The 23,952-nt window shown below is 32.6% G+C and carries 22 protein-coding genes; all 22 read right to left on the reverse strand.

Annotated elements, in window-relative coordinates; translation table 11 throughout:
* On the reverse strand, positions 1–544 hold a 544-nt coding region (locus tag AMN95_RS00255), incomplete at its 3' end, for a biotin/lipoyl-containing protein (protein WP_179850328.1).
* A 4-nt stretch (positions 545–548) separates the two neighbouring features.
* A complete protein-coding gene (locus tag AMN95_RS00260) occupies positions 549–3,467 on the reverse strand; it encodes a 2-oxoglutarate dehydrogenase E1 component (RefSeq protein ID WP_075522007.1) in 2,919 nt (972 codons plus the stop codon).
* Between the two features lie 35 nt (positions 3,468–3,502).
* Complete coding sequence (gene sucD, locus AMN95_RS00265; RefSeq protein WP_075522008.1) at positions 3,503–4,378, reverse strand: succinate--CoA ligase subunit alpha; 876 nt, start codon at positions 4,376–4,378, stop codon at positions 3,503–3,505.
* Between the two features lies 1 nt (position 4,379).
* Positions 4,380–5,540, reverse strand: a complete 1,161-nt coding sequence (gene sucC, locus AMN95_RS00270) for an ADP-forming succinate--CoA ligase subunit beta (RefSeq protein ID WP_075522009.1) — start codon at positions 5,538–5,540, stop codon at positions 4,380–4,382.
* A gap of 2 nt (positions 5,541–5,542) precedes the next feature.
* Positions 5,543–6,505, reverse strand: a complete 963-nt coding sequence (mdh, locus tag AMN95_RS00275) for a malate dehydrogenase (RefSeq protein WP_075522010.1) — start codon at positions 6,503–6,505, stop codon at positions 5,543–5,545.
* 9 nt (positions 6,506–6,514) lie between these two features.
* The gene (locus AMN95_RS00280; protein ID WP_075522011.1) at positions 6,515–8,008 is read right to left on the reverse strand and encodes a CoA-acylating methylmalonate-semialdehyde dehydrogenase; all 1,494 of its coding nucleotides are present in this window, start codon (positions 8,006–8,008) and stop codon (positions 6,515–6,517) included.
* 42 nt (positions 8,009–8,050) lie between these two features.
* Entirely contained in the window at positions 8,051–8,830 is a 780-nt protein-coding gene (locus AMN95_RS00285; protein ID WP_075522012.1) for a succinate dehydrogenase iron-sulfur subunit, read from the reverse strand.
* Positions 8,830–10,605 (reverse strand): succinate dehydrogenase flavoprotein subunit, encoded by a 1,776-nt coding sequence (gene sdhA, locus AMN95_RS00290; protein ID WP_075522013.1) that lies wholly within the window; start codon positions 10,603–10,605, stop codon positions 8,830–8,832. The genes AMN95_RS00285 and sdhA overlap by 1 nt, the downstream gene beginning before the upstream one ends.
* A complete protein-coding gene (sdhD, locus tag AMN95_RS00295; RefSeq protein WP_075522109.1) occupies positions 10,602–10,925 on the reverse strand; it encodes a succinate dehydrogenase, hydrophobic membrane anchor protein in 324 nt (107 codons plus the stop codon). The genes sdhA and sdhD overlap by 4 nt, the downstream gene beginning before the upstream one ends.
* Position 10,926: 1 nt before the next feature.
* Positions 10,927–11,310 carry a succinate dehydrogenase, cytochrome b556 subunit gene (gene sdhC / locus AMN95_RS00300; protein ID WP_075522014.1) on the reverse strand — a complete coding sequence of 128 codons (384 nt, stop codon included), beginning with the start codon at positions 11,308–11,310 and terminating at the stop codon, positions 10,927–10,929.
* The gene (locus tag AMN95_RS00305) at positions 11,300–12,307 is read right to left on the reverse strand and encodes an aspartate-semialdehyde dehydrogenase (protein WP_075522015.1); all 1,008 of its coding nucleotides are present in this window, start codon (positions 12,305–12,307) and stop codon (positions 11,300–11,302) included. The genes sdhC and AMN95_RS00305 overlap by 11 nt, the downstream gene beginning before the upstream one ends.
* Positions 12,308–12,322: 15 nt before the next feature.
* Positions 12,323–13,432: a dimethylsulfoniopropionate demethylase gene (locus AMN95_RS00310; protein WP_075522016.1), complete on the reverse strand. Its 1,110-nt coding sequence runs from the start codon at positions 13,430–13,432 to the stop codon at positions 12,323–12,325.
* The gene (locus AMN95_RS00315; protein ID WP_075522017.1) at positions 13,429–14,205 is read right to left on the reverse strand and encodes an alpha/beta fold hydrolase; all 777 of its coding nucleotides are present in this window, start codon (positions 14,203–14,205) and stop codon (positions 13,429–13,431) included. Before AMN95_RS00315 ends, AMN95_RS00310 begins: the two co-directional genes overlap by 4 nt.
* A gap of 8 nt (positions 14,206–14,213) precedes the next feature.
* Positions 14,214–15,830 (reverse strand): acyl-CoA synthetase, encoded by a 1,617-nt coding sequence (locus tag AMN95_RS00320; protein ID WP_075522018.1) that lies wholly within the window; start codon positions 15,828–15,830, stop codon positions 14,214–14,216.
* A gap of 6 nt (positions 15,831–15,836) precedes the next feature.
* Positions 15,837–17,600 carry an acyl-CoA dehydrogenase C-terminal domain-containing protein gene (locus AMN95_RS00325; RefSeq protein ID WP_075522019.1) on the reverse strand — a complete coding sequence of 588 codons (1,764 nt, stop codon included), beginning with the start codon at positions 17,598–17,600 and terminating at the stop codon, positions 15,837–15,839.
* 26 nt (positions 17,601–17,626) lie between these two features.
* Positions 17,627–18,733 carry a 3-isopropylmalate dehydrogenase gene (gene leuB / locus AMN95_RS00330; RefSeq protein WP_075522020.1) on the reverse strand — a complete coding sequence of 369 codons (1,107 nt, stop codon included), beginning with the start codon at positions 18,731–18,733 and terminating at the stop codon, positions 17,627–17,629.
* Positions 18,720–19,331: a 3-isopropylmalate dehydratase small subunit gene (gene leuD / locus AMN95_RS00335; protein ID WP_075522021.1), complete on the reverse strand. Its 612-nt coding sequence runs from the start codon at positions 19,329–19,331 to the stop codon at positions 18,720–18,722. Before leuD ends, leuB begins: the two co-directional genes overlap by 14 nt.
* Complete coding sequence (gene leuC / locus AMN95_RS00340) at positions 19,331–20,734, reverse strand: 3-isopropylmalate dehydratase large subunit (RefSeq protein WP_075522022.1); 1,404 nt, start codon at positions 20,732–20,734, stop codon at positions 19,331–19,333. The genes leuD and leuC overlap by 1 nt, the downstream gene beginning before the upstream one ends.
* Positions 20,735–20,745: 11 nt before the next feature.
* A complete protein-coding gene (gene rplS / locus AMN95_RS00345; RefSeq protein WP_075522023.1) occupies positions 20,746–21,282 on the reverse strand; it encodes a 50S ribosomal protein L19 in 537 nt (178 codons plus the stop codon).
* A 16-nt stretch (positions 21,283–21,298) separates the two neighbouring features.
* Entirely contained in the window at positions 21,299–21,985 is a 687-nt protein-coding gene (gene trmD / locus AMN95_RS00350) for a tRNA (guanosine(37)-N1)-methyltransferase TrmD (RefSeq protein WP_075522024.1), read from the reverse strand.
* A 12-nt stretch (positions 21,986–21,997) separates the two neighbouring features.
* Positions 21,998–22,510 (reverse strand): 30S ribosomal protein S16, encoded by a 513-nt coding sequence (rpsP, locus tag AMN95_RS05760; protein ID WP_075522025.1) that lies wholly within the window; start codon positions 22,508–22,510, stop codon positions 21,998–22,000.
* 13 nt (positions 22,511–22,523) lie between these two features.
* Entirely contained in the window at positions 22,524–23,882 is a 1,359-nt protein-coding gene (gene ffh, locus AMN95_RS00360; RefSeq protein WP_075522026.1) for a signal recognition particle protein, read from the reverse strand.
* Positions 23,883–23,952 lie beyond the last annotated feature (70 nt).

Consider the following 23,952-nt stretch of genomic DNA (forward strand, 5'->3'; position numbering starts at 1 on the left):
TCAAATTTATTAAATCACCTTTTAAAATTCTTCCATCTTTTCCTGTGCCTTTTATAGAGTTAGTGTCTATGTTTTTTTCTATGACTATTTTCCTCACAGCTGGTGATAAAGTTTGATTACTTTTAGTAATTTCGAAATCTTTCTCTTCTTTTATTTCATTAGTTAAGACTAATGGCTCTTCAATTCCTTTAGTTTCTTTATCAAAAATATTAGGATCTTTTTGTGGTACCTCTAAATTTATCACGTTATCTGTTTTAATTGTTGAATTTATTTTTTTAATCTCTTCTTTTTTATTCGACGCAGAACCATTTTCTGACACAGATCCAAGTAGAGCACCTACCTCTACTACAGATCCATCTTTTGAAGTTATTTTTGACAATATACCAGTAACAGGCGAAGGAACTTCTAAATTTACTTTATCGGTCTCTAATTCAACTATTGGCTCATCTGCTTCTACCTGATCACCTTCATGTTTTAACCACTTTGAGACTGTTGCTTCTGTAATGCTTTCGCCCAAAACAGGGACCACAATTTTTTCACTCATTATTTTATTCAAATACTTTTTTAATAATTTCTTGTTGTTGAGAATTGTGCCTTTTTGCATAACCTGTTGCAGGAGTTGCATCTGGGCTTCTTCCTATATAAGAAATTTTATTATTATTAGCCTTTAAAGTATCCAATGTCCATTGGATATAATCTCTTACTGAAAACCAAGCACCCATGTTTTTTGGCTCCTCTTGACACCAGAAAAATTGAGCATTTTTTGCATAAGGTTTTAACTCATTAACTAAGGCTTTAGCTGGAAAAGGGTATAATTGTTCAATCCTATACATAAGCACATCATCTATTTTTAGTTTTTCCCTAGCATCTAATAAATCAAAATAAATTTTTCCGGAACATAGAATTACTTTTCTAATCTTAGAACTTTCTTTTAGCTTAATAAAGCCTTGTATTTTTGGATCTATCGCATGATCCCATAACACCCTATGAAAAGTGTTATCTTTATTAAAATCCTCTAAGTTCGAAACACAATACTTATTTCTCAACAAAGATTTGGGTGTCATTATAATTAATGGCTTTCTAAAACTTCTATGCATTTGTCTTCTTAAAGCATGAAAATAATTTGCAGGCGTTGTACAATTCATCACCTGCATGTTATCATTCGAACATAATTGTAAAAATCTCTCTAATCTTGCAGATGAATGTTCAGGACCCTGTCCTTCATACCCATGGGGTAATAAAAGTACTATTCCTGAAGCTCTATTCCACTTTCTTTCTCCAGATGCAATAAATTGATCAATCACTACTTGAGCACCATTTGCAAAATCTCCAAATTGAGCTTCCCAAATAGTTAGTGTATTAGGTTCAACTAAACTGTACCCATATTCAAATCCCAAAACAGCTAGTTCGGATAAAAAACTATCAACCACTTCAAAATGTTTTTGACTGTCCGAAATATTGTTGAGAGGTACATACCTAGAATTGTCAACCTGATTTCGAAGCACAGAATGTCTCTGACTAAAAGTTCCTCTACCAGAATCCTGACCCACAAGTCTAATTGGATATCCTTCCTCTAACAAAGATCCAAACGCAAGAGCCTCAGCAGAGGACCAATCAATTTCTTTACCCTTCGCAATACTCTCTTTTCGTGCATTAAATATCTTAGAGATAGTTTTATGAATATTTTTATCCTCAGGAATAAGATTTATTTTATTTGAAATTGTTTTTAAATTATCTTCATCAAAACCTGTTACACCCCTCTTATCTTTACCTCTCTCTGGTTTGTACCTTGACCAAGTACCTTCAAACCATTCTATTTTGGGTTTATAATCTTTTGCACTTTTATACTGTTCATCAAGAAGATCTTTAAAAGAATTCACATTTCTATCTAATAATTGTTGAGTTATAGAATTTTCTTGTACAAGTTTATTTCCATAAATTTTATGTACACTTGGATGAGATCTTATTTTTTTGTACATCAAAGGCTGAGTGAATGAAGGCTCGTCTCCCTCATTGTGGCCAAATCTTCTATAACAAATCAAATCTACCACCACATCTCGATTAAATTTTAATCTAAATTCTGTTGCTATTCTGGTCGCATATACAACTGCCTCAGGGTCGTCTCCGTTTACATGCAAAATTGGTGCCTCCACCATTTTTGCTACATCAGATGGATATGGTGAAGATCTTGCAAATCTTGGGCTAGTGGTAAATCCAATCTGGTTATTTACTATAATATGAATTGTTCCTCCAGTATTGTGTCCCGGTAATCCAGACATAGCAAAACATTCAGCCACAACTCCTTGACCAGCAAATGCTGCATCTCCATGAATAAGAATAGGAATAACTTTATTTCTCTCTTTATCTTTGTGAAAAAATTGTTTGGCTCTTGTTTGTCCTAAAACTACTGGATTAACAGCTTCTAAGTGAGAAGGATTATCTGTTAAACTTACGTGAACTGAATTCCCATCGAATTCTCTATCAGAGGATGCACCTAAATGATACTTTACATCTCCCGCACTTTCTTTAGTGTCGGAACTAAATTCACCTGCAAATTCGTTAAATATTCTTTTGTATGATTTTTGCAAAACATTCGCCAAAACATTAAGTCTTCCTCTATGAGACATGCCTATTTTGACTTCTTTGATATTATTTTGCCCACCAATTTTTATTATTTGCTCAAGAGCAGGTATCAAACTTTCACCTCCGTCTAAGCCAAATCTTTTTGTTCCTACATACTTAGTGGCTAAAAATTTTTCAAATCCTTCTGCCTGCACTAATTTATTTAAAATTGCCTCCTTACCATTTTTTGTAAACTTCAGGGCATTTTTGTCTTGCTCTATTCTGTCTCTAAACCACTTTCTCTCTACAGGATTAGAAATATGCATAAACTCATAGCCTATTTTGCCACAATAGGTCTTTTTCATAAATTTAAGTATTTCTCTGATATTTGCGTATTTACGATTAATTACTCCATTAAGAAAAATTTTCTTATCGTAATTTTCTTTTTTAAAACCATAAAATTCTGGATGGAGTTCATCTAAATATTCAGACTCTCTCATTTCTAAGGGATCAAGTTCTGCTAATAAATGACCTCGTAATCTATATGCTCTAATTAAAGCTACAGCGCTTATAGAGTCCTTATTTGAGTCAGCAAGTAATTGGAAATTAAATTTTTCTGATGTATCTAATTTGATATTGTCAGCATTACTTTTATCTTTTTCTTCTATCTTCTTTTGTAATTCATCGATATTTATCTTTTTTTTCTTTGGTCCCCAAGAGGGACCATTAATTTCTTTTGCTATTACATATAATTCCTCTCCAATGCCCTCAAAATAATTTGCCCAACTTTCTGGAAGATCAGCATCTTTATTAATAAATTTTAAATACATTTCTTCTATAAATGCACTATTAGACTTATTTAAAAATGAATTTTTTTCGAAATTGAAATTTTTTGATGAAGACATCTTTTGTATTTAATATATCCCTCTAGTTTTATTTTTCAATTAGACAGTTTATTAAATAAAGTTTTTCCAATAATTGAGGGCGATTTTGCTACAGTAATGCCACATTCTTCCATCTTTTTTATTTTATCTTTAGCTCCACCTTTTCCACCTGAAATTATAGCGCCTGCATGACCCATCCTTCTGCCTGGGGGAGCAGTAATTCCTGCAATAAATCCAACAATTGGTTTTTTAATCTTATGATTTTTGATAAATTCAGCAGCTTCTTCTTCAGCGGTTCCTCCGATTTCACCTATCATTAAAATAGACTCTGTTTCATCATCATTTAAAAATAAATCTAAACAATCTATAAAATTAGTTCCATTAATAGGATCTCCACCAATTCCTATACAAGTTGATTGACCTAGTCCATTTTCAGTTGTTTGAGCTACTGCCTCATATGTCAATGTACCTGACCTTGATACAATTCCAACACTTCCTCTTTTATGAATATTACCTGGCATGATTCCTATTTTACATTCATCTGGTGTAATTATTCCTGGACAATTAGGTCCTATCAATCTGCTATTAGAGCCACTTAATTTTTGTCTTACCTTAAGCATATCTTGAATTGGAATTCCCTCTGTTATACAAACAATAAGTTGAATTGATGCATCAATAGCTTCAATTATTGCCGCTGCAGCAAATTTTGCAGGTACATAAATCATAGTTGCGTCACCACCTACTTCATTTTTTGCTTCTAAAACACTGTTAAAAACTGGCCTGCCTAAATGTTTTTGTCCACCTTTCTTTGGCGTAACTCCACCAACAAGATTGGTGCCGTATTTTATAGCCTGTTCTGAATGAAAAGTTCCGTGCGCGCCTGTAAATCCCTGACAAATAACTTTTGTATTCTTATTTACTAAAACTGACATATTATTTTATTGCCTCAACAATTTTCTTAGCTGCATCATCTAAATTTTCTGCTGAAATTAATTCCAATCCAGAATTATCAAGAATTTTTTTTCCCTCTTTAAAATTTGTACCTGCTAACCGCACAACTAGGGGAACACTAATATTTATTTCCTTAGCTGCATCAACTACTCCTTGAGCAAGGACATCACATCTCATTATTCCTCCAAAAATATTAATTAAAATACCTTTAACATTTTTATCTGAGAGAATTATCTTTAATGCAGCAGATACTTTTTCTTTGGATGCACCACCGCCTACATCTAAAAAATTTGCTGGCTCTTTACCATACAATTTAATTATATCCATTGTTGCCATCGCTAATCCCGCTCCATTCACCATACAGCCAATACTTCCATCTAGCTTGATATATGCAAGATCATGCTTGCTAGCTTCTATCTCGGTAGGATCTTCCTCGTTTAAATCTCTTAATTCAATAATTTCTGGATGCCTGAATAAAGCGTTAGAGTCAAAATTAACTTTTGCATCTAAACAAACAATTTTTTCCTCTTTTGTCAAAATTAATGGATTTACTTCAACCATGTTAGCATCAGTACTCACAAACATTTTATATATTGATTTAATTAATTTAATTGCTTGTTTTTTTGCGTCTTGATTTAAATTAAAAATATTTATTATTTTTTCACAATCTGTCTCAGAAATTTCATCTCCTATATCAACTTTGGTGGTTATAATTTTTTCAGGTGAACTGCTTGCAACTTCTTCAATGTCCATCCCTCCTTGGTCGCTTGATATAAATGCGATTTTAGAACTTGCTCTATCAACTAGACAAGATAAGTAAAATTCTTTATCTATATTTGATGACTCTTCTACGTATAATCTTTTTACTTCTCTACCTTCGGGGCCAGTTTGATGAGTAAATAGTGTTTTTCCTAGTAATTCTTTAGCTGCTACTGTTAGTTCCTCAATAGTGTTTAAAATTTTTACACCGCCTGCTTTTCCTCTGCCACCCGCGTGAATTTGTGCTTTAAGAACATATTTTTCAGTTTTTAGTGCTTTTGCTTTTTTAATAAGCTCATCAACATCAAGCGCAAATACACCCTCAGGAACTACAGCTCCATATTTTTTTAATATTTGTTTAGCTTGATGCTCGTGAATATTCATTATTATTTAGATAAATCAGGATCTATTTTAGATGCAGCTTCCCATAGAGCTTTTACAGCATCTATTGAGTGCATAAATTCTTTTTTTTCTTTTTCATCTAAATCAATCTCCTTAATTTTTTCTACACCATCTTTTCCAATGATAACAGGAACTCCAGCGTAAACATTTTGTACACCGTATTCTCCATTTAATTGTACTGCACAAGGTAATAATTTTTTCTGATCATTCAAATAAGCTTCTGCCATTTGAACACCTGATGCTGCTGGTGCATAAAAGGCTGATCCTTTTTCTAAATATTTAACTATCTCAGCACCACCATCTCTTGTTCTTTGATTAATTTCCTCAACTCTTTCTGAAGAAATCTTTCCATCCTTTACAAGATCTAACAATGGTTTACCTGAAATTTTTGTAAATCTTGGCATAGGAACCATAGTGTCACCATGACCACCCATAACCATTGCCTCAATTTCTCTTACTGGCACATTTAGTTCTAATGATAAAAATAATTTAAATCTAGAGCTATCTAAAATACCTGCCATACCAACAACTTTATTTGATGGTAAACCTGAAAATTGTTGAAATGCCATAACCATAACATCTAAAGGATTGGTGATACAAATCACAAAAGCGTTAGGAGCATTTTTCTTAACACCCTCAGCAACTTGTTTAATAATTTTTAAGTTAATTCCAAGAAGATCATCTCGGCTCATTCCAGGTTTTCTTGGAACACCTGCTGTAATTATAATTACATCTGAATCTTTTATGTCTTCATAGTTATCAGTTCCTGAAAATCTAACATTAAATCCATCTACAGAAGAAGATTGAGCAATATCTAATGCCTTTCCTTTTGCAATACCACTAGCTACATCAAATAAAACCACTTCATTAACTAGTTCTTTTGTTCCTATTAAATGTGCAAGAGTTCCACCTATTTGGCCTGCACCAATTAAAGATATTTTTGTCATTTATTTCCTTTATTTCATTGTTGGCATAATAAATTCCGCATTTGATCGGACACCTGAAGGCCATCTAGACGTTACTGTTTTAAGCTTAGTATAAAATTTTATTCCTTCCAAACCATGCATTCCACTATCTCCAAATAATGATCTTTTCCAACCACCAAAACTATGAAATGCCATTGGCACTGGGATAGGCACGTTAATACCAACCATACCTACTTGAATTTTGCTTGCAAAAGTTCTCCCTACATCGCCATCTCTTGTATAAATACTAACTCCATTTCCGTACTCATGGTCGTTAATTAATTTTGCAGCCTCCTCAAAAGTTTTTACTCGAACAACTGATAAAACTGGACCAAATATTTCTTCTTTATAAATTCTCATATCTTTATTTACATGATCAAATAAGCATCCACCTATATAAAAACCGTTTTCATAACCTTGAAGTTTTAAACCTCTGCCATCAACAACTAACTTAGCACCTTCCTCAACACCTAGATCAACATAACTTGCAACTTTTTCTAAATGTTCTTTTGTAACTAAAGGGCCCATTTCTGATGTTTTATCCATTCCAGGACCAACTTTTAAAGCTTCAGCTTTTTTTGATAATCTTGATACAAGTTCATCGCCGATATCTCCAACCGCAACTGCAACTGATTGAGCCATACATCTTTCTCCAGCTGAACCATAAGCGGCACCCATAAGACCATTTACTGCACCATCTAAATCGCAATCTGGCATAACAACTAAATGATTTTTTGCTCCACCTAAAGCTTGAACTCTTTTTTCATTTTTAGCTGAATTTTCATAAATATATTTTGCAATTGGAGTAGAACCTACAAAACTGACAGCTTTAATATCTTTATTTTCTAAAATTGCATCAACGGCCTCTTTATCCCCATTTATCACATTAAATACTCCATCTGGAAGACCAGCATCTTTTAATAATTCTGCTAATCTAATGGAGCATGATGGATCTTTCTCTGAGGGTTTTAGTATGAATGTATTTCCACAAGCGATAGCTATTGGAAACATCCACATTGGTACCATTGCAGGAAAGTTAAAAGGTGTTATTCCAGCTACAACTCCTAAAGGTTGTCTCATCGACCAACTGTCGACATTAGTTCCAACATTTTCAGAAAACTCTCCTTTAAGTAAGTGTGGAATACCGCATGCAAATTCAACAACCTCTAAACCTCTTGTTAAAGATCCTCTCGCATCTTCATAAACTTTTCCATGCTCTTCTACAATTAATTGAGTGAGTTCATCTGAGTTTTTTTCAATTAACTCTTTAAATTTAAACATTATTCTTGCTCTTTGAAGAGAAGGTTTCAATGACCATTCATCAAAAGCTTTTTTGGCAATTTCGACTGATTGATCTAAGTCAGCTTTGGAAGCTAATCTTACTTCTTTTTCTTGATCTCCAGTTGCAGGATTAAATACTTTGCCTTTTTTTTCAGAAGAGCCTGGAATTATTTTTCCACCTACAAAATGTTCAATTAATTTCATGAATAGGATCTTTTAGAGTAAAAATTCTTATTAGTCTATCGTTTAAATATTAGCGGTTGCTAACATCTTTTTTATTTCAGCTATAGCTTTTGCTGGATTTAATCCTTTAGGACATGCGCTCGTACAGTTCATAATTGTATGACATCTATATAACTTAAGTTCGTCTGCAACTTTTTTTAATCGCGCTTGTCTCTCTTCATCTCTACTATCTACAATCCATCTATATGCCTGTAAAAGTACAGCAGGACCTAAATATTTATCACCATTCCACCAGTAACTTGGACAAGACGTTGAGCAACATGCACACATAATACACTCATAAGCACCATCTAATTTTGCTCTATCTTCTTTAGATTGAAATATTTCTTTTGTCTCTGATTTAGATTTTGATTTTAACCAAGGTTCAATTGATTGATATTGTTTATACAATCCATCAAGATCACCGATTAAATCTTTTTTGACTTTTAAATGAGGTAAAGGATAAATATCAATATCACCATTTATTTCTGAGTGTGCTGTAGTGCATGCTAAACCATTTTTTCCTGCCATATTCATTGCGCAAGAACCACAAACTCCATGCGCACAAGATCTTCTGTAAGCTAAGGTTGGATCTATTTCATTTTTAATTTTATTTAAAATATCTAATACTTTTGAAGGACAATTGTCCATGTCAACTTCGTACGTATCTATCCTTGGTTTATCTCCCGAGGAAGGGTCCCATCTATAAATATTTACTTTTCTTAAATTTTTTGATCCAGTTTTATCTTTGAAATACTTACCTTTTTTAATCTCAGAATTTTCAGGTAAACCTATTTGAACCATCAATAAACCCTTTCTTGGGGTGGAAAGTATTGAACATCATTTGTTAATGTAGATTTATGAACCTCTCTATAACCTATCTTTGTTTCTTTTCCATTACACCAAGCAAGTGTATGTTGCATAAATTTCTCATCATCCCTTTTTGGATAATCTTCTCTTGCATGAGCGCCTCTACTCTCTTTTCTGTTATAAGCAGAATTGACTGTAACAACTGCTTGTCTAATCAAATTATCAAATTCTAAAGTCTCAACTAAATCAGTATTAAAAATTAGCGATTTATCTTTCACAGATATAGACTCTAAACCATCGTAAGTTTTTCCTATTTCATCAAGACCTTCTTTAAGAGTTTTTTCTGTTCTGAAAACTGCACATTTTGACTGCATAGTTTTCTGCATCGATAATCTTAATTCAGCTGTTCCAATTTCACCTTTGGCATTTCTAATTTTATCAAAACGATCTAAACATTTCTGTGTTTCAGACTCACTAATCTCCTCGTGTGGAGTCCCAGGTTTAATTAATTCAGCTGCTCTTTTAGCTGCGGCTCTTCCGAAAACTACCAAATCTATTAATGAATTTGAACCAAGTCTATTGGCTCCATGAACTGAGACACAAGCCGCTTCACCTATAGCCATCAAACCAGGTACAGTTTTTTCAGAACCATTGACAGTTAAAACTTCTGCCTTGTAATTTGTTGGAATACCACCCATGTTATAATGAACAGTTGGAACAACAGGAATCGGTTCTTTTGTAACATCTACATTAGCAAATAGCCTAGCAGCTTCTGTTATACCTGGAAGTCTACTTTCAATAATATCTTTATCTAAATGATTTAAATTTAAATGGACATGATCATGTTCTTTTCCAACACCTCTACCTTCATTAATTTCTATAGACATTGATCTACTTACTACATCTCTTGAAGCCAGATCTTTTGCTTTAGGTGCATATCTTTCCATAAATCTCTCACCTTTAGAATTTGTAAGATACCCACCTTCACCTCTTGCACCCTCTGTTATCAGGGTACCATGGCCATAAATTCCAGTAGGATGAAATTGAACGAATTCCATGTCTTGAAGTGGTAAACCTGCTCTTAAAACCATCGCATTTCCATCACCAGTGCAAGTGTGTGCAGATGTAGCGGAGTAATACACTTTTCCATAACCGCCTGTAGCTATAATTACAGTATGTGCTCTAAATCTATGAATAGTTCCATCATTTAAATTCCATGCAATTAATCCTTTGCACTCTCCATCTTTCATCAATAAATCTAAAGCAAAGTATTCAATAAAAAATTCTGTTTTATGTTTTAAAGCTTGTCCATATAAAGTATGTAAAATTGCATGACCTGTTCTATCAGCAGCTGCACAAGTTCTTTGCACAATCCCATTTCCATAATTTTTGGTCATACCACCAAATGGTCTTTGATAAATTTTTCCATCTTCAGTTCTACTAAAAGGCACTCCATATTTTTCTAATTCAATAACTGCCTTAGGTGCTTCCTTACAAAGATATTCAATACTATCCTGGTCACCTAACCAATCTGCTCCTTTAACCGTATCATACATATGCCAACGCCAGTCGTCCTCACCCATATTGCCAAGTGCAGCTGAAATACCACCTTGTGCAGCCGATGTATGGCTTCTTGTTGGGAAAACTTTTGAAATACAAGCAGTTTTAAGCCCAGCCTCACTTAAACCAACCGCTGCTCTCAAGCCAGAACCTCCAGCTCCTAAAACAACTACATCATATTCATGATCTATAATTTTGTAAGTACTCATAAGATAGATATTAATATAATTGTAATTAAAGGAATTACCACTGCTGAAGCATATAAAACTCTGTTTGCGACATTTTTGATTTTATCATTTTTAACATAATCCTCAAAAACCTCACTAATACTTAAAGCTGAAAAGAAATATGCATTTATAATAAATACACTAAATAAGAACTTTAATATTGGATTTGAAAAAAAATTTATAACATTTGCATAATTTTGATCATAAATTGATGTAAAATTTATTATAAACCAAATCATCAAAGGTACTGATACTGCTCCACTTACTTTTAAAAAAATCCATTTTTTTGTCGCTTTAATCATTCTAAATAAAATTTTTTCCAATTAAATAAAAAACAATAGTTAAAATTATTGAACCAAAAATTACAATTAGTCCTGTAATTCTACTTATCTTCAATTCAAATCCATATCCAAAATCCATTATTAAATGTCTAATCTCACTTAAAATTTGAAAAGAGAAAGACCAACAAATACCTAAAATTATAAACTTTCCTATTATTGAACTCATAAATAATTCTACAATTTCATAATTGTCTTCAGCTAAAAAAAGTAATGAGGCCCACAAGCAAATTAATGTAATTGCAATAATATTTATTATGCCTGTAATTCTATGAGAAATAGAAACTAAGGATGAAATATGCCATTTATAAATTTGAATATGAGGAGATAACGGTCTTTTATTTTCCATAGAAATTATTTTTAAATAATGTTTCAGCTATTTCAACTGCATTCAAAGCTGCACCTCTTAAAAGATTATCTGAAACAATCCACAAATTTAATCCGTTTTTAATTGTTTTATCCTCTCTTATTCTAGATATAAATGTTTCATTTTTGCCTTCTGCTTCTAGTGGAGTTATATATCCACCATCACTTCTATCATCAATCACTTTGCAACCCTCGAACTTATTTAAAGCTTCAATAATATTTTTAATGGTAAATTTTTTTTCAAATTGAATGTTTACTGACTCTGCATGTGAAATAGAAATAGGTAATCTTACACATGTTGCTGTTAAATCAATCTTACTATCGAGTATTTTTTTTGTTTCATTAGTCATTTTTAATTCTTCTTTTGTGTAACCATCATCTGAAAATACATCAATATGTGGAATAGCATTAAATGCTATTTGTTTTGTAAAGTTTTTTGATTTTACATTTTGACCAGCTAATACTTGTTTTGTTTGCTCAATCAGCTCATCCATCGGTGCTTTTCCAGCACCAGAAACTGATTGATAAGTTGAAACAACTATTCTTTTAATAGTAAATAAATCGTGTAAAGGTTTTAAAGCTAAAACCAGTTGAGCAGTAGAACAGTTAGGATTAGCAATAATATTTTTTTTTATATTTTTTAATTCATTTGCATTAACTTGAGGCACTACAAGAGGTACTGTTGAGTCCATTCTATAAAAGCTTGAATTGTCGATCACTAAACAATACTTTGCAGCTTCTCCAGCATATTTTTCTGAAATTTTTCCTCCTGCTGCAAAAAATGCAATTTTTACTTTCGAAAAATCAAAACTTTCCAAATCTGAAACACTATAATCCGTTCCTTTAAAAGAAATTTTCTTTCCACTACTTCTGGATGAGGCTAGTAAATAGAGATTTTCAATAGGAAGTCCTTTTTTTTCAAGAACCTCTAAAGTTTTTCTACCAACGTTTCCAGTTGCTCCTACAATTGCAATATTCATGATGTAGCTTTTATACTAGATGAAAGGTAAATCGCAAACTTTAACGCTTAAAGAATTACCATCTATTTCTATTATCCCCGACTCAGAAGCTTTACAATATGGCTGATTAATCATAGCTATTCCAATAACTTTTTTGAAATGGGGTGAATAACATGCAGATCTTAGCTCTCCAATAAAATTGTTATTATCGTCTTTAATATTAACAGACTTGGTTAAGTTTATTTTATTTGTTTCGATAAATACGCCCATTAATTTTCTCTTAATTCCCTCTTTTTCAATCTTTATTAATTTATCTTTACCTAAGAAATTTACATTTGCATCCAAATTTACATATTTTTCAAAACCACATTCAAATGGGTTATCATTATTATCAAAATCATTTCCATAAGAAAGTAACCCGCTTTCAATTCTTTCAATAAGATTTGGGCATCCAGGTTTTATATTAAATTCTTTGCCTAATTCAAAAAGTCGATCGTATAATTCTAAGCCTGATTTAGTATTTTCTACATAAACCTCAAAGCCTCCTTGCTTTGACCAACCTGATCTAGCAATTAAATGTTTTGTTTCATTAAATTCAAAATAATCAAATCCAAAAAATTTTAAATCTTTAATTTTTTTCCCAAAAATCTTTTCCATTAAATCAAACGATTTTGGTCCTTGAACAGCAAAAATATCTACATTAGGTTCATAAATTTTCACATCGAATTTATTCCCAGAGGCTAAACCTTTTGCAAAAAAAATTACATCTGAGTCCGCAATTGATACCCACCATCTATCTTCAGCTAATTTTAATATGACAGGATCATTTACTAAATTACCATTTTCATCAATTATAGGACAGTAGTAGCATCTTCCCACTTTGGATTTTGACAAGTCTCTACAAGTCATAAGCTGAATTAGTTTAGCAGCATCTTTTCCAAAAATTTCGACTTGTCTTTCAGCTGCTACATCCCAGACTTGAACATCTTTTTTTAAATGATCACAAGACTCTTCTAGCGATCCAAATGCTGCTGGTAAAAGCATATGATTATAAACAGTGTATGCAGTCACACCTTGATTTTCAATTCTTGAGGTGTAAGGAGTACTTCTCAGTCTTCTTGACCTTGCTATGGAATAATTTTTCATTTATTTAAAAATTCTAAAATCTTTTCTCTCATTTCGAATGCTTTTTCAATCATTATCATGTGACCACATCCTTTTATTACATGAGTATTTGAATTTTTGATTAAATCAGAAAATTTGTTTCCAGACTCTAAGTTAACCATTTTATCAAGTTCACCGAAAATTAACATTGAAGGCACTTCTATTTTTTTTGCTGCATTAAGCCCATTTGAATAATTATTGCATGCATTCAAATCTACAGCCAGTATTTCGCTTATGTCTCTTGGTGATTGAATGATTTTTTCAACAGGATTACCTCCAATAAATTTTTTTGAACCCTCATATCCCCATTTCATCATTAATTTAACAGCATCTGAGTCACCATTTTCCGCAAGCTCTATTAAGTCAGGATGAACTGGCATTTTATTCGATCCTCCAACAAAAACTAATTTTTTTAATCTACTTTTGTATTTGTATGAGTATTCAAGGATTTCTAAACAACCTTGTGAATGACCAATTAAAATTAAATTCTTGAGGTTTAATTTGATAAAAACTTGTTCTAACCATTCTGAAATTTTTTCAATACTATCCAAGCAAGGTCCATCAGAGTTTCCGTGTCCAGGTAAATCAATTGAAAGGACATTAAAATTTTTATTTGAAAAAAATTGCTCAGTTAAGGACCAAACAATATGCGAAAGACCACTTCCATGTAAAAAAACAATTGTTTCTCTATTTACATCTAGGCCCTGACCTGCATCGGATGCATGAATATTTTTATTGTCTAATTGGAATATCAATTATTTACCTAAAATTTTTTTCTTAATTCAAATTTTTGAATTTTGCCTGTTGAAGTTTTTGGAAGCTCACAGAACACGACTTGTTTTGGCACTTTAAAACCTGCAAGAGTTTCTTTACAAAAACTTATTAATTCTTTTTCTGTGACAGGTTTATCTTTGACCATCTCAATAAATGCACATGGAACTTCACCCCACTTTTCATCAGGTTTAGCTACGACTGCTGCAATAGAAACTGAAGGATGCTTTGCCAAAGTATTCTCAATTTCAATAGAAGATATATTTTCTCCACCAGAAATAATTATATCTTTAGATCGATCTTGAATTTTTACGTATCCATCAGGATGCATGACTGCTAAATCACCAGAGTGAAACCATCCACCGTCCATAGCTTTATTCGTCGCCTCTTTGTCTTTAAAATAACCTTTCATAACCACATTTCCTCTAATCATAATTTCACCAATTGTTTTCCCATCTTTTGGTACTTCTTTCATTGTTTCTGGATTCATGACTGTGATGCCCTCAGTATTAGGATATCTTACACCTTGCCTTGCTTTAATCTCATTTTGTTTTTCTTCATCTAATCCATTCCAAACATCATTCCAAGCGCATTGTGTAACATGCCCATAAGTTTCTGTTAATCCATAAACATGCATTACTTCGAATCCAAGTTCTTTCATTTTTTTGAATATAATACTTGGTGGAGGAGCTCCTGCTGTAAGAACGTGAACTTTTTGTTTTAATTTTTTCCTATCTGTGTCAGGTGCACCTGTAATCATATTTAACACTATTGGTGCTCCACCAAAATGAGTTATGTTATGCTTGTCAATTAAATCAAATATTTTTTTTACATCAATATTTCTTAAACAAATAGTTTTTCCATTCAACATAGGAATAGTCCAAGGATAACCCCAGCCATTACAATGAAACATCGGTACAATAGTTAAAAAATTTAGTCTGTTAGGCATATTCCATGCAACGGCACTTCCTGTAGACATTAAATATGAACCCCTATGATGATAGACAACACCCTTAGGGTTGCCCGTTGTGCCAGATGTATAGCTTAGTGATATTGCCTGCCATTCGTCTTTTGGCATTTCCCAGTTATAATTTTCATCACCTGAATTCAGAAAACTTTCATATTCCAATTCACCAATTTTTTCACATTTCGATTGATCAGCAAATTTATCATCAATATCAATGATGACTATTTTTCTTTTTAAAGTGCTCAATGCTTTCTTTACTTCAATATGAAGTTGTCTGTCTACAACTAATACTTTTGCCTCACTGTGATCTAAAATGTATGCAATGGTCTTAGCATCCAATCTTATATTAATTGTATTTAAAACTGCACCAGTCATTGGCACTGAATAATGACCCTCAAAAATTTCAGGAGTATTAAAAGCTAAAAATGAAACAGTATCTCCTTTTTTAATACCTAATTTGTTTAATGCACTCGCAAATTTGACAGTTCGTTTATAGACCTGGTCCCATGTATATTTTAGGTCTTCATAAATAATCGCTTCATAATTTGGATAAATTTCTTTTGCTCTTTTTAAAAAAGTTAAAGGAGTTAATGGTACATAATTGGCACTATTTTTGTCCAGATTGGTATCGTAATGGGTCATTTTAATTTAACTAAATTTGAAACTCATAATATTTGAGCTACCAGAAATGGCTGATTTATAATGCTGTTCAGCTCTTGGTAATACTTTATCAAAATAAAATCTTGCAGTATCTATTTTATCCTCATAGAAATTTTTATTCTCATTAAAATCTTTAAAACTTACCTCCAAAACTTTAATCCATGCATATGCAATAGAGACATAGCCTAAAGTTTTTAGATAATCGTTTGCTGCTGCGCTGACATCATCTTTTTCTGTTTTTGCTTTATCTATCATCCATTCACTAAATTTTTTCAAGATATTTAGATGATCATTAAATTCTGATACAAATGATTTAATTTTTTCATTATTTAAATTACATTCAGATTTCATCTGATCTAAAAATTTAAAAATTATATTTCCATTTTTATTTGATAGTTTTCTAAAAACTAAGTCAGCAGCTTGTACTGAATTAGTTCCCTCATAAATAGGTGTTATTCTATTATCTCTATATAACTGTTCTATACCCTGATCTTTTGTATATCCATAGCCACCGTGAATTTGCATTGCATCACTAGTAATTTCCATAGCTAAGTCAGTAAATAATGATTTTACGACAGGTGTCATCAAAGATACATAATCAGATGCTTCTTGACGAACTTTTTCATTTGTATGATTTAAGCTAACTTCTGTTTGTTGAGATAACCAAAAACATAAAGCTCTCTCACCTTCAATAATTGACTTCATATTTAACAATGTTCTTCTGATATCGGCATGTTCAATAATACAGTCAGCTCCGTTTTTCGATTTTGAATTATTAGTTTTTCCTTGTTTTCTCTCTTTTGCGTAAGAAAGAGAATTTTGGTAAGCAATTTCTGAAATACCTAAACCTTGAATACCAACAATTATTCTCTCAAGATTCATCATGGTAAACATGGCACTCAAACCTTTTTCTTTAGAGCCTATCATGTAACCAGTGGCATCATCAAAATTTAAAACACATGTAGCTGATCCTTTAATACCCATCTTGGTCTCAATTGACCCGGTTGATATCCCGTTTCTTGGACCCAATGATCCATCATCTTTTACAATAAATTTTGGCACTAAAAATAGACTTATTCCTTTTGTGCCAGCTGGAGAGTCGTCTGCTCTCGCTAAAACTAAGTGAATAATATTTTCTGTTAAATCATGATCTCCAGATGTAATAAAGATTTTTTGACCAGTTATTTTAAAAGTTCCATCAGATTGTTGTTTTGCTTTCGTTTTTAGTAATCCTAAATCAGTACCACATACTGGTTCCGTTAAGCACATAGTACCACTCCATTTACCCTCAACTATTTTTGGTAAATATCTGTTCTTAATTTCATCAGTAGCATGATGATTTATACAATTATATGCACCAATACTTAGCTCGCTATAAAGTTTAAAAGATAAACTAGCTGATGACAACATCTCATCAAAAAATGCACTTACTGTTTTTGGCATACCTTGTCCTCCATATTTTGGATCACAAGATAGAGATGTCCATCCATCTTCGATATACTTTTTATACGCCTCTTTATAACCAGGCGGAGTCCGGACTACACCATTTTCTAAAACTGCTGGATTTTCATCTCCTACCTTTGCTAATGGCAAAATAAGATTTTGATTAATTTTTGCTGCTTCTTGTAAAATGTCTTTTACCAAATCAGATGTGACTTCTTTATACTTATCCAGCTCGTTATATTTTTGATTATTTCTTAATTTTTCAAAAAGAAACATCATATCTTCAACAGGTGCTGTATAGCTTGGCATTTGATAAGTTTAAGATAATTAGTTAATTATTGCAATTTTGAAATTATCGCATCACCCATTTCTGATGTGGATACTTCTTTCATTCCTTTAGATAAGATGTCTTTTGTTCTAAGGCCCTCATTTAATACACTTTGAACCGCTTTTTCTAAGGCCTCTGCCTCTTTATCAAGATCCAAAGAATATCTTAAGGCCATAGCAAAACTTAAAATTGTAGCAATGGGATTTGCAACACCTTTGCCTGCTATATCTGGAGCAGATCCATGAATAGGCTCATACATTGCTCTCATCTCACCATCTTTATTTTTTGCTCCTAAAGAAGCTGAAGGTAAGAGTCCTAGTGATCCTGTCAACATTGATGCTTGATCAGATAACATGTCTCCAAAAAGATTATCTGTTACAATTACATCAAATTGTTTTGGATTCCGTAAAAGTTGCATTGCACAGTTATCCGCAAGCATATGATTTAGTTCTACATCTTTAAATTCTTTATCATGAAGTGCTTGCACTTCTTCCTTCCAAAGTTGTCCTGCTTCCATAACATTTGATTTCTCACAAGAGGTAACTCTGTTGGATCGTTTCTTTGCTAAATCAAAAGCGACTCTAGCTACTCTAACTATCTCACTGCTTGTGTAAGTATGAGTATTAATTCCTTTTCTTTCACCATTTTCAATTGGTTTAATTCCTCTTGGCTCACCGAAGTAAATTCCACCTGTTAACTCTCTCACTATCATTATATCTAAATCAGAAACAATTTCAGGTTTTAAAGTTGATGCATCAACTAACTGTTTAAAACATATCGCAGGTCTCAAATTTGCAAACAGCTTAAGTTCTTTTCTTAATTTTAAAAGTGCTCTTTCTGGTTTTTTAGAAAACTCTACTTTGTCCCACTTAGGTCCACCGACAGCACCTAGCATAACCACTGCGCTCTCTAATGCTTTATAAAAAACTTCATCAGTTATCGGTGTACCATGTTTATCGTAAGAACATCCTCCTGCTAAATCCTCGTCTATTTCAAAATCAAGAGACTTTTTTTCATTAAACCAATTTATAGTCTTTCTTACTTCTCCTATAACCTCTGGACCAATCCCATCCCCAGGAAGTAATAAAATTTTTCTTTTTTTAACTTTTATCATTAATGATCCATGGTTTTTTATTTTTTAAATTTTTTTCAAAACTTTCAATTTTATCTGATTTTTTTAATGATAAGGCTATATCGTCTAAACCCTCTAAGAGACACTTTTTCTTAAAAGAATCTACTTTAAATTTTACTTCATTATTTCCATAAACTATTTTCTCATCATTCAAATCAACCGAAATTTCCTCTTTTCTATTTGCATACTCTGATAATTCTTTTATTTTCTCATCATCAAGAATAATTGGCAAAATTCCGTTTTTAAAACAATTACTATAAAATATGTCTGCAAAACTAGAGCTAATAACGCATGTAATACCAAAATCTAATAATGCCCATGGAGCATGTTCTCTAGATGAACCACATCCAAAATTTTTTCCTGCAATTAAAATTTTTGACTCATTAAATGGTCTTTGATTAAGAATAAAATCATTAATTATTTTTCCTTTTACATCGTATCTCATCTCATAAAAAAGATTTTTACCAAGTCCGGTTCTTTTAATTGTTTTAAGAAATTGCTTTGGAATAATCATATCTGTATCGATATTTACTATTGGTAAATATGCTGGAATACTTTTTAAAGTAGTAAATCTCTGCATTAACTTTGATACTTTCTTACATCATCTAAATTTCCTGAAATAGCTGCTGCTGCTGCCATTCCTGGACTTACAAGATGAGTTCTTCCACCTCTACCTTGCCTTCCCTCAAAATTTCTATTAGATGTTGATGCACATCTTTCTTCTGGTTTTAATTTATCTGCATTCATTGCTAAGCACATTGAACAACCCGGTTCTCTCCACTCAAATCCTGAGCTAACAAATATCTTGTCTAGACCCTCTTGTTCTGCTTGCTCTTTGACCAATCCAGATCCTGGTACCACCATAGCATGGACATGAGAGGCTATTTTTTTATCTTTTAAAATTTTTGCTGCTTCTCTTAAATCTTCTATTCTTCCATTTGTACAGCTGCCAATAAAAACTTTATCTATTTTAATATCTTTAGCTGCCATGTTAGGTTTTAACCCCATATATTTTAATGATCTTTCTAATGAATTCTTTTTATCTTCATCTTTCTCAGCATTAGGATTTGGAACTTTACCATCAATCGTTATTACATCTTGCGGAGATGTTCCCCATGTTATCATAGGTAAAATTTCATTGGCCTCTAAACTTATTTCTTTTTCAAATGTCGCATTGTCATCTGAATTTAAACTCTTCCAATATTCTAATGCTTTATCCCATTTTTCACCTTTAGGAGACATGGGTTTTCCACTTAGATATTTAAATATCTTCTCATCTGGAGCAATCAATCCTGCTCTTGCCCCACCTTCAATAGTCATATTGCATATAGTCATTCTTTGTTCCACACTTAGTGATCTAATTAAATCACCAGCATATTCAACAACGCACCCTGTACCACCTGCTGTTCCGATTTTTCCAATTATCTGTAGTATTACATCTTTTGATGTTACTCCTAGCGGAAGTTTTCCATTAATATTAATTCTAAAATTTTTTGCTTTTTTTTGCACTAAGGTTTGTGTTGCTAAAACATGTTCAACTTCTGATGTTCCGATTCCAAATGCTAAAGCTCCAAATGCACCATGTGTAGCAGTATGACTGTCCCCACAAACAATTACTGTACCTGGTTGGGTAAATCCTTGTTCAGGTCCAATAATATGTACAATTCCCTGTCTTTTATCATTCATGCCAAAAAGCTGTATACCAAATTCTTGACAGTTTTTTTCCAATGTATCCACCTGAATTTTAGACTCTTGATCCGCTATACCATTTGTTCTGTCAGTCGTTGGAACGTTATGATCTGCAACAGCCAATGTTAAATTTGGATGCCTTACTTTTCGATTAGAATTTCTAAGACCTTCAAAAGCTTGGGGACTTGTTACTTCGTGAACAAGATGTCTATCGACAAATAATAAAGCTGTACCATCAGTCTGCTGATCAACTAAATGGTCATTCCAAATTTTATCGTAAAGTGTATTTGGCATTGAAAAAAAAATTATTTTTTTTCTGTTGAGCTTTCTATTTCCTTTTTAGCTTCTGCTTTAGGAGGTTCTTCCTTTTTAGCTTCTGCATTAGGAGCTTCTTCTTTTTTGTCCTCTTCTTTTAGATTAATAGGAGCAAGATTCTCCTCTGTTACTGTCTCTGGTTTAACATCAATATCTATACCAATTTTTTTTCTAATCTTTTCTGCAATTCTTGCTGATTTACCTGTTCTATCTCTTAGATAATATAATTTTGCCCTTCGCACTTTTCCAGAACGAATAACTTTAATAGAGTCAATAACTGTTCCAAATAATGGAAACGTTCTCTCAACACCCTCTCCAAAAGATATTTTCCTTACAGTAAATGAGGAATTTAAATCTCTGCTTTTTTTAGCTATACAAACACCTTCAAAATATTGAATTCTTTCTTTTTTACCTTCAGTAATTCTCACACCGACTTTAACAACATCACCTGGAAAAAACTCTGGGATCTTCTTTTCAGAAAGAATTTTTTTTACATTGTGTTGGTTTATTTCTTCTATTGTTTTCATTCCAGTATTTATCAATTTAATTCTTCTTATATTTTTGCCACATATCTGGCCTTCGGACGCGTGTTATAGCCTCAGATTGAGATAAACGCCAGTCTTTAATTTTAGCGTGATCACCTGATAATAACACATCTGGCACTGATTTTTGCTCCCAAATCTGTGGTTTTGTATATTGAGGATACTCTAAAAGACCATTTTCAAAAGTTTCCTCGGAAGCTGATTTTTCGTTACCTAAAACTCCAGGCAAAAGTCTCAATACACTATCAAGAACTACAAGTGCAGCTGTTTCTCCACCAGATAGCACATAATCTCCTATACTTATTTCCTCTATATTTCTTGTAGTTAAAACTCTCTCATCAACTCCTTCAAAATGTCCACAAATTAAAGAAAATGATTTTGCCTTAGATAATTCCATAGCAAGATTTTGATCAAATTTTTTACCTTTAGGTGAAAGGTAAAAAATTCTCTCTCCTGCATTTATATTTTGGTCAATGGATTTTGCTAAAATGTCAGGTTTAAGCAACATACCTGTTCCACCACCATATGGTGTATCATCAACAGTTTTATGTTTATCTGTTGCTGCATCTCTAATATTAATCACATTTAAACTCCACAATTTCTCAGCCATTGCTTTACCATAAAGGCCTTTATCTAGTGGGCCAGGAAAAACTTCTGGATAAAGTGTAAAAACTTGAGCTTGCAACATAAATAAATTTTTTTATTTCTTTTCTTCCTTTTTAGCTTCTGCTTTTGGAGCTTCCTCTTTTTTAGCTTCTGCTTTTGGAGCTTCTGCTTTTGGAGCTTCTGCTTTTGGAGCTTCCTCTTTTTTAGCTTCTGCTTTTGGAGCTTCCTCTTTTTTAGCTTCTCCAGCTGGAGCAGCATCTGATTTCGGAGATTCTTCCTTTTTAACCTCATCAGAACCTTCTTTTTTTCTGTCTTTTTTTGGAATTGCTTTTTGTGGGTTATTTCCATTAGCAGGCATAGGCATCAATTCATTTTCACCTAAAATTCTAGCTACTCTTGTTGTAGGTTGTGCACCTTGACCCAGCCAGTATTTTATTCTCTCAGCCTCTAATCCAATTCTTTCCTTTTTTTCTTTTGGTAACAGTGGATTAAAAAAACCTACCTTCTCTATGAATCTGCCATCTCTAGCAAATCGACTGTCGGCTACAACAACTTTATAGACAGGTCTCTTTTTTGTGCCACCCCTAGATAATCTTAATTTTAACATTTACTCTCCTTTTTTATTTTAATTGATTAAATAATTCTGGTGGTATTCCTTTATCAGACATACCTTTCAGATTTCCTTTTGACATCTTTTTCATCATTTCAGACATCATTTTAAATTGTTTCAACAATTTATTGATAGTGGCCGGATCAGTACCTGAACCATTAGCAATTCTTTTTTTTCTAGAACCGTCAATTATTTTTGGGTTCTCTCTTTCTTTTCTTGTCATTGATAAAATTATAGCTTCATTTTTTGTAATAACACTTTCATCAATACCAGCTGCATCCATTTGAGATTTCACTTTTGAAACTCCCGGCATAAAAGACATAATACCCTCAATCCCTCCCATTTTTTTCATTTGTCTCAGTTGAGTTAAATAATCTTGCAGTGAGAATTGTCCTTTTTTTAAATTTTCCTCTGTTTTTTTTATATTTTCTTCACCAAGATCTTGAGCTGCTTTTTCAACAAGGGAAACAATATCTCCCATCCCAAGAATTCTGTTTGCAATTCTATCTGGATGAAAAACTTCAAGACTCTCAATCTTTTCACCAATACCTAAAAATTTAATTGGGACCTGTGAAACAAATTTCATACTTACAGCAGCTCCACCTCTCGCATCACCGTCTACCCTTGTTAAAATAATTCCAGTTAAATTTACTGTATTATTAAATTCTTTTGCTACTGATGCAGCTACTTGTCCAGTAAGCGAGTCTGCGACTAAAAAAGTCTCTGCTGGTTTGATGGTATTTTCAATTTGTTTAATTTCACTCATCATCTGTAAATCTATTTGTGTTCTACCTGCATTATCAAACAAGATAATATCTGCACCATTCAAGTTTGCTGCGCTAATTGCTCTTTGACAAATATCACTGGGTAGTTGACCTTCAACTATTGGAAGAGTTAATATATTATTTTGTTCACCTAAATATTTTAACTGCTCTTGAGCAGCTGGTCTGTAAATATCTAGACTAACCATCATTACTTTCTTTTTTTTTGTATTCTCTAAATATCTCGCAAGTTTAGCTGTTGTAGTTGTTTTACCAGAACCTTGTAGCCCGACTAGCATCATCGGCACTGGTGGCACTGCATTTAAATTTACATCATTATTTTTTTCACCTAAAAGATTAACTAATTCATCATAGACAATCTTTACCACCATATCACCGGGTGATGTTGATCTAATAATTTCCTGACCTAATGCTTTTGGTTTAACCTTTTCAATAAAATCTTTAGCAACTTCAAGAGACACATCAGCTTCCAATAAAGCTTGTCTTATTACTCTTAATCCTTCATCTACCTGATTTTCATCAAGTGATGGAGCTTTTTTTAAAGAGGAAAAAACTTCCTCAAATTTATTTGTTAAATTTTCAAACATATTTATTACACACAGCAGTAATCCCACTAGTGGGCGAACCCTCGCTGACTAGTGTCGATCTCTTTGTTTC

This window comes from Candidatus Pelagibacter communis (genome assembly GCF_001180185.1).
GTDB lineage: Bacteria > Pseudomonadota > Alphaproteobacteria > Pelagibacterales > Pelagibacteraceae > Pelagibacter > Pelagibacter ubique_F.

Coding starts and splice junctions, on each gene's coding strand:
- AMN95_RS00285 (WP_075522012.1), bottom strand. CDS start 8,830: ATGGTTCAAATAGGTTTACCTGAAAATTCTGAGATTAAAAAAGGTAAG.
- rpsP (WP_075522025.1), bottom strand. CDS start 22,510: ATGTTAAAATTAAGATTATCTAGGGGTGGCACAAAAAAGAGACCTGTC.
- ffh (WP_075522026.1), bottom strand. CDS start 23,882: ATGTTTGAAAATTTAACAAATAAATTTGAGGAAGTTTTTTCCTCTTTA.
- rplS (WP_075522023.1), bottom strand. CDS start 21,282: ATGAAAACAATAGAAGAAATAAACCAACACAATGTAAAAAAAATTCTT.
- AMN95_RS00320 (WP_075522018.1), bottom strand. CDS start 15,830: ATGACCCATTACGATACCAATCTGGACAAAAATAGTGCCAATTATGTA.
- sucC (WP_075522009.1), bottom strand. CDS start 5,540: ATGAATATTCACGAGCATCAAGCTAAACAAATATTAAAAAAATATGGA.
- AMN95_RS00305 (WP_075522015.1), bottom strand. CDS start 12,307: ATGAATATTGCAATTGTAGGAGCAACTGGAAACGTTGGTAGAAAAACT.
- leuD (WP_075522021.1), bottom strand. CDS start 19,331: ATGCAGAGATTTACTACTTTAAAAAGTATTCCAGCATATTTACCAATA.
- AMN95_RS00260 (WP_075522007.1), bottom strand. CDS start 3,467: ATGTCTTCATCAAAAAATTTCAATTTCGAAAAAAATTCATTTTTAAAT.
- AMN95_RS00310 (WP_075522016.1), bottom strand. CDS start 13,432: ATGAAAAATTATTCCATAGCAAGGTCAAGAAGACTGAGAAGTACTCCT.
- sucD (WP_075522008.1), bottom strand. CDS start 4,378: ATGTCAGTTTTAGTAAATAAGAATACAAAAGTTATTTGTCAGGGATTT.
- leuC (WP_075522022.1), bottom strand. CDS start 20,734: ATGCCAAATACACTTTACGATAAAATTTGGAATGACCATTTAGTTGAT.
- trmD (WP_075522024.1), bottom strand. CDS start 21,985: ATGTTGCAAGCTCAAGTTTTTACACTTTATCCAGAAGTTTTTCCTGGC.
- sdhC (WP_075522014.1), bottom strand. CDS start 11,310: ATGGAAAATAAAAGACCGTTATCTCCTCATATTCAAATTTATAAATGG.
- leuB (WP_075522020.1), bottom strand. CDS start 18,733: ATGATAAAAGTTAAAAAAAGAAAAATTTTATTACTTCCTGGGGATGGG.
- sdhA (WP_075522013.1), bottom strand. CDS start 10,605: ATGAGTACTTACAAAATTATAGATCATGAATATGATGTAGTTGTTTTA.
- AMN95_RS00325 (WP_075522019.1), bottom strand. CDS start 17,600: ATGCCAAGCTATACAGCACCTGTTGAAGATATGATGTTTCTTTTTGAA.
- sdhD (WP_075522109.1), bottom strand. CDS start 10,925: ATGATTAAAGCGACAAAAAAATGGATTTTTTTAAAAGTAAGTGGAGCA.
- mdh (WP_075522010.1), bottom strand. CDS start 6,505: ATGACAAAAATATCTTTAATTGGTGCAGGCCAAATAGGTGGAACTCTT.
- AMN95_RS00280 (WP_075522011.1), bottom strand. CDS start 8,008: ATGAAATTAATTGAACATTTTGTAGGTGGAAAAATAATTCCAGGCTCT.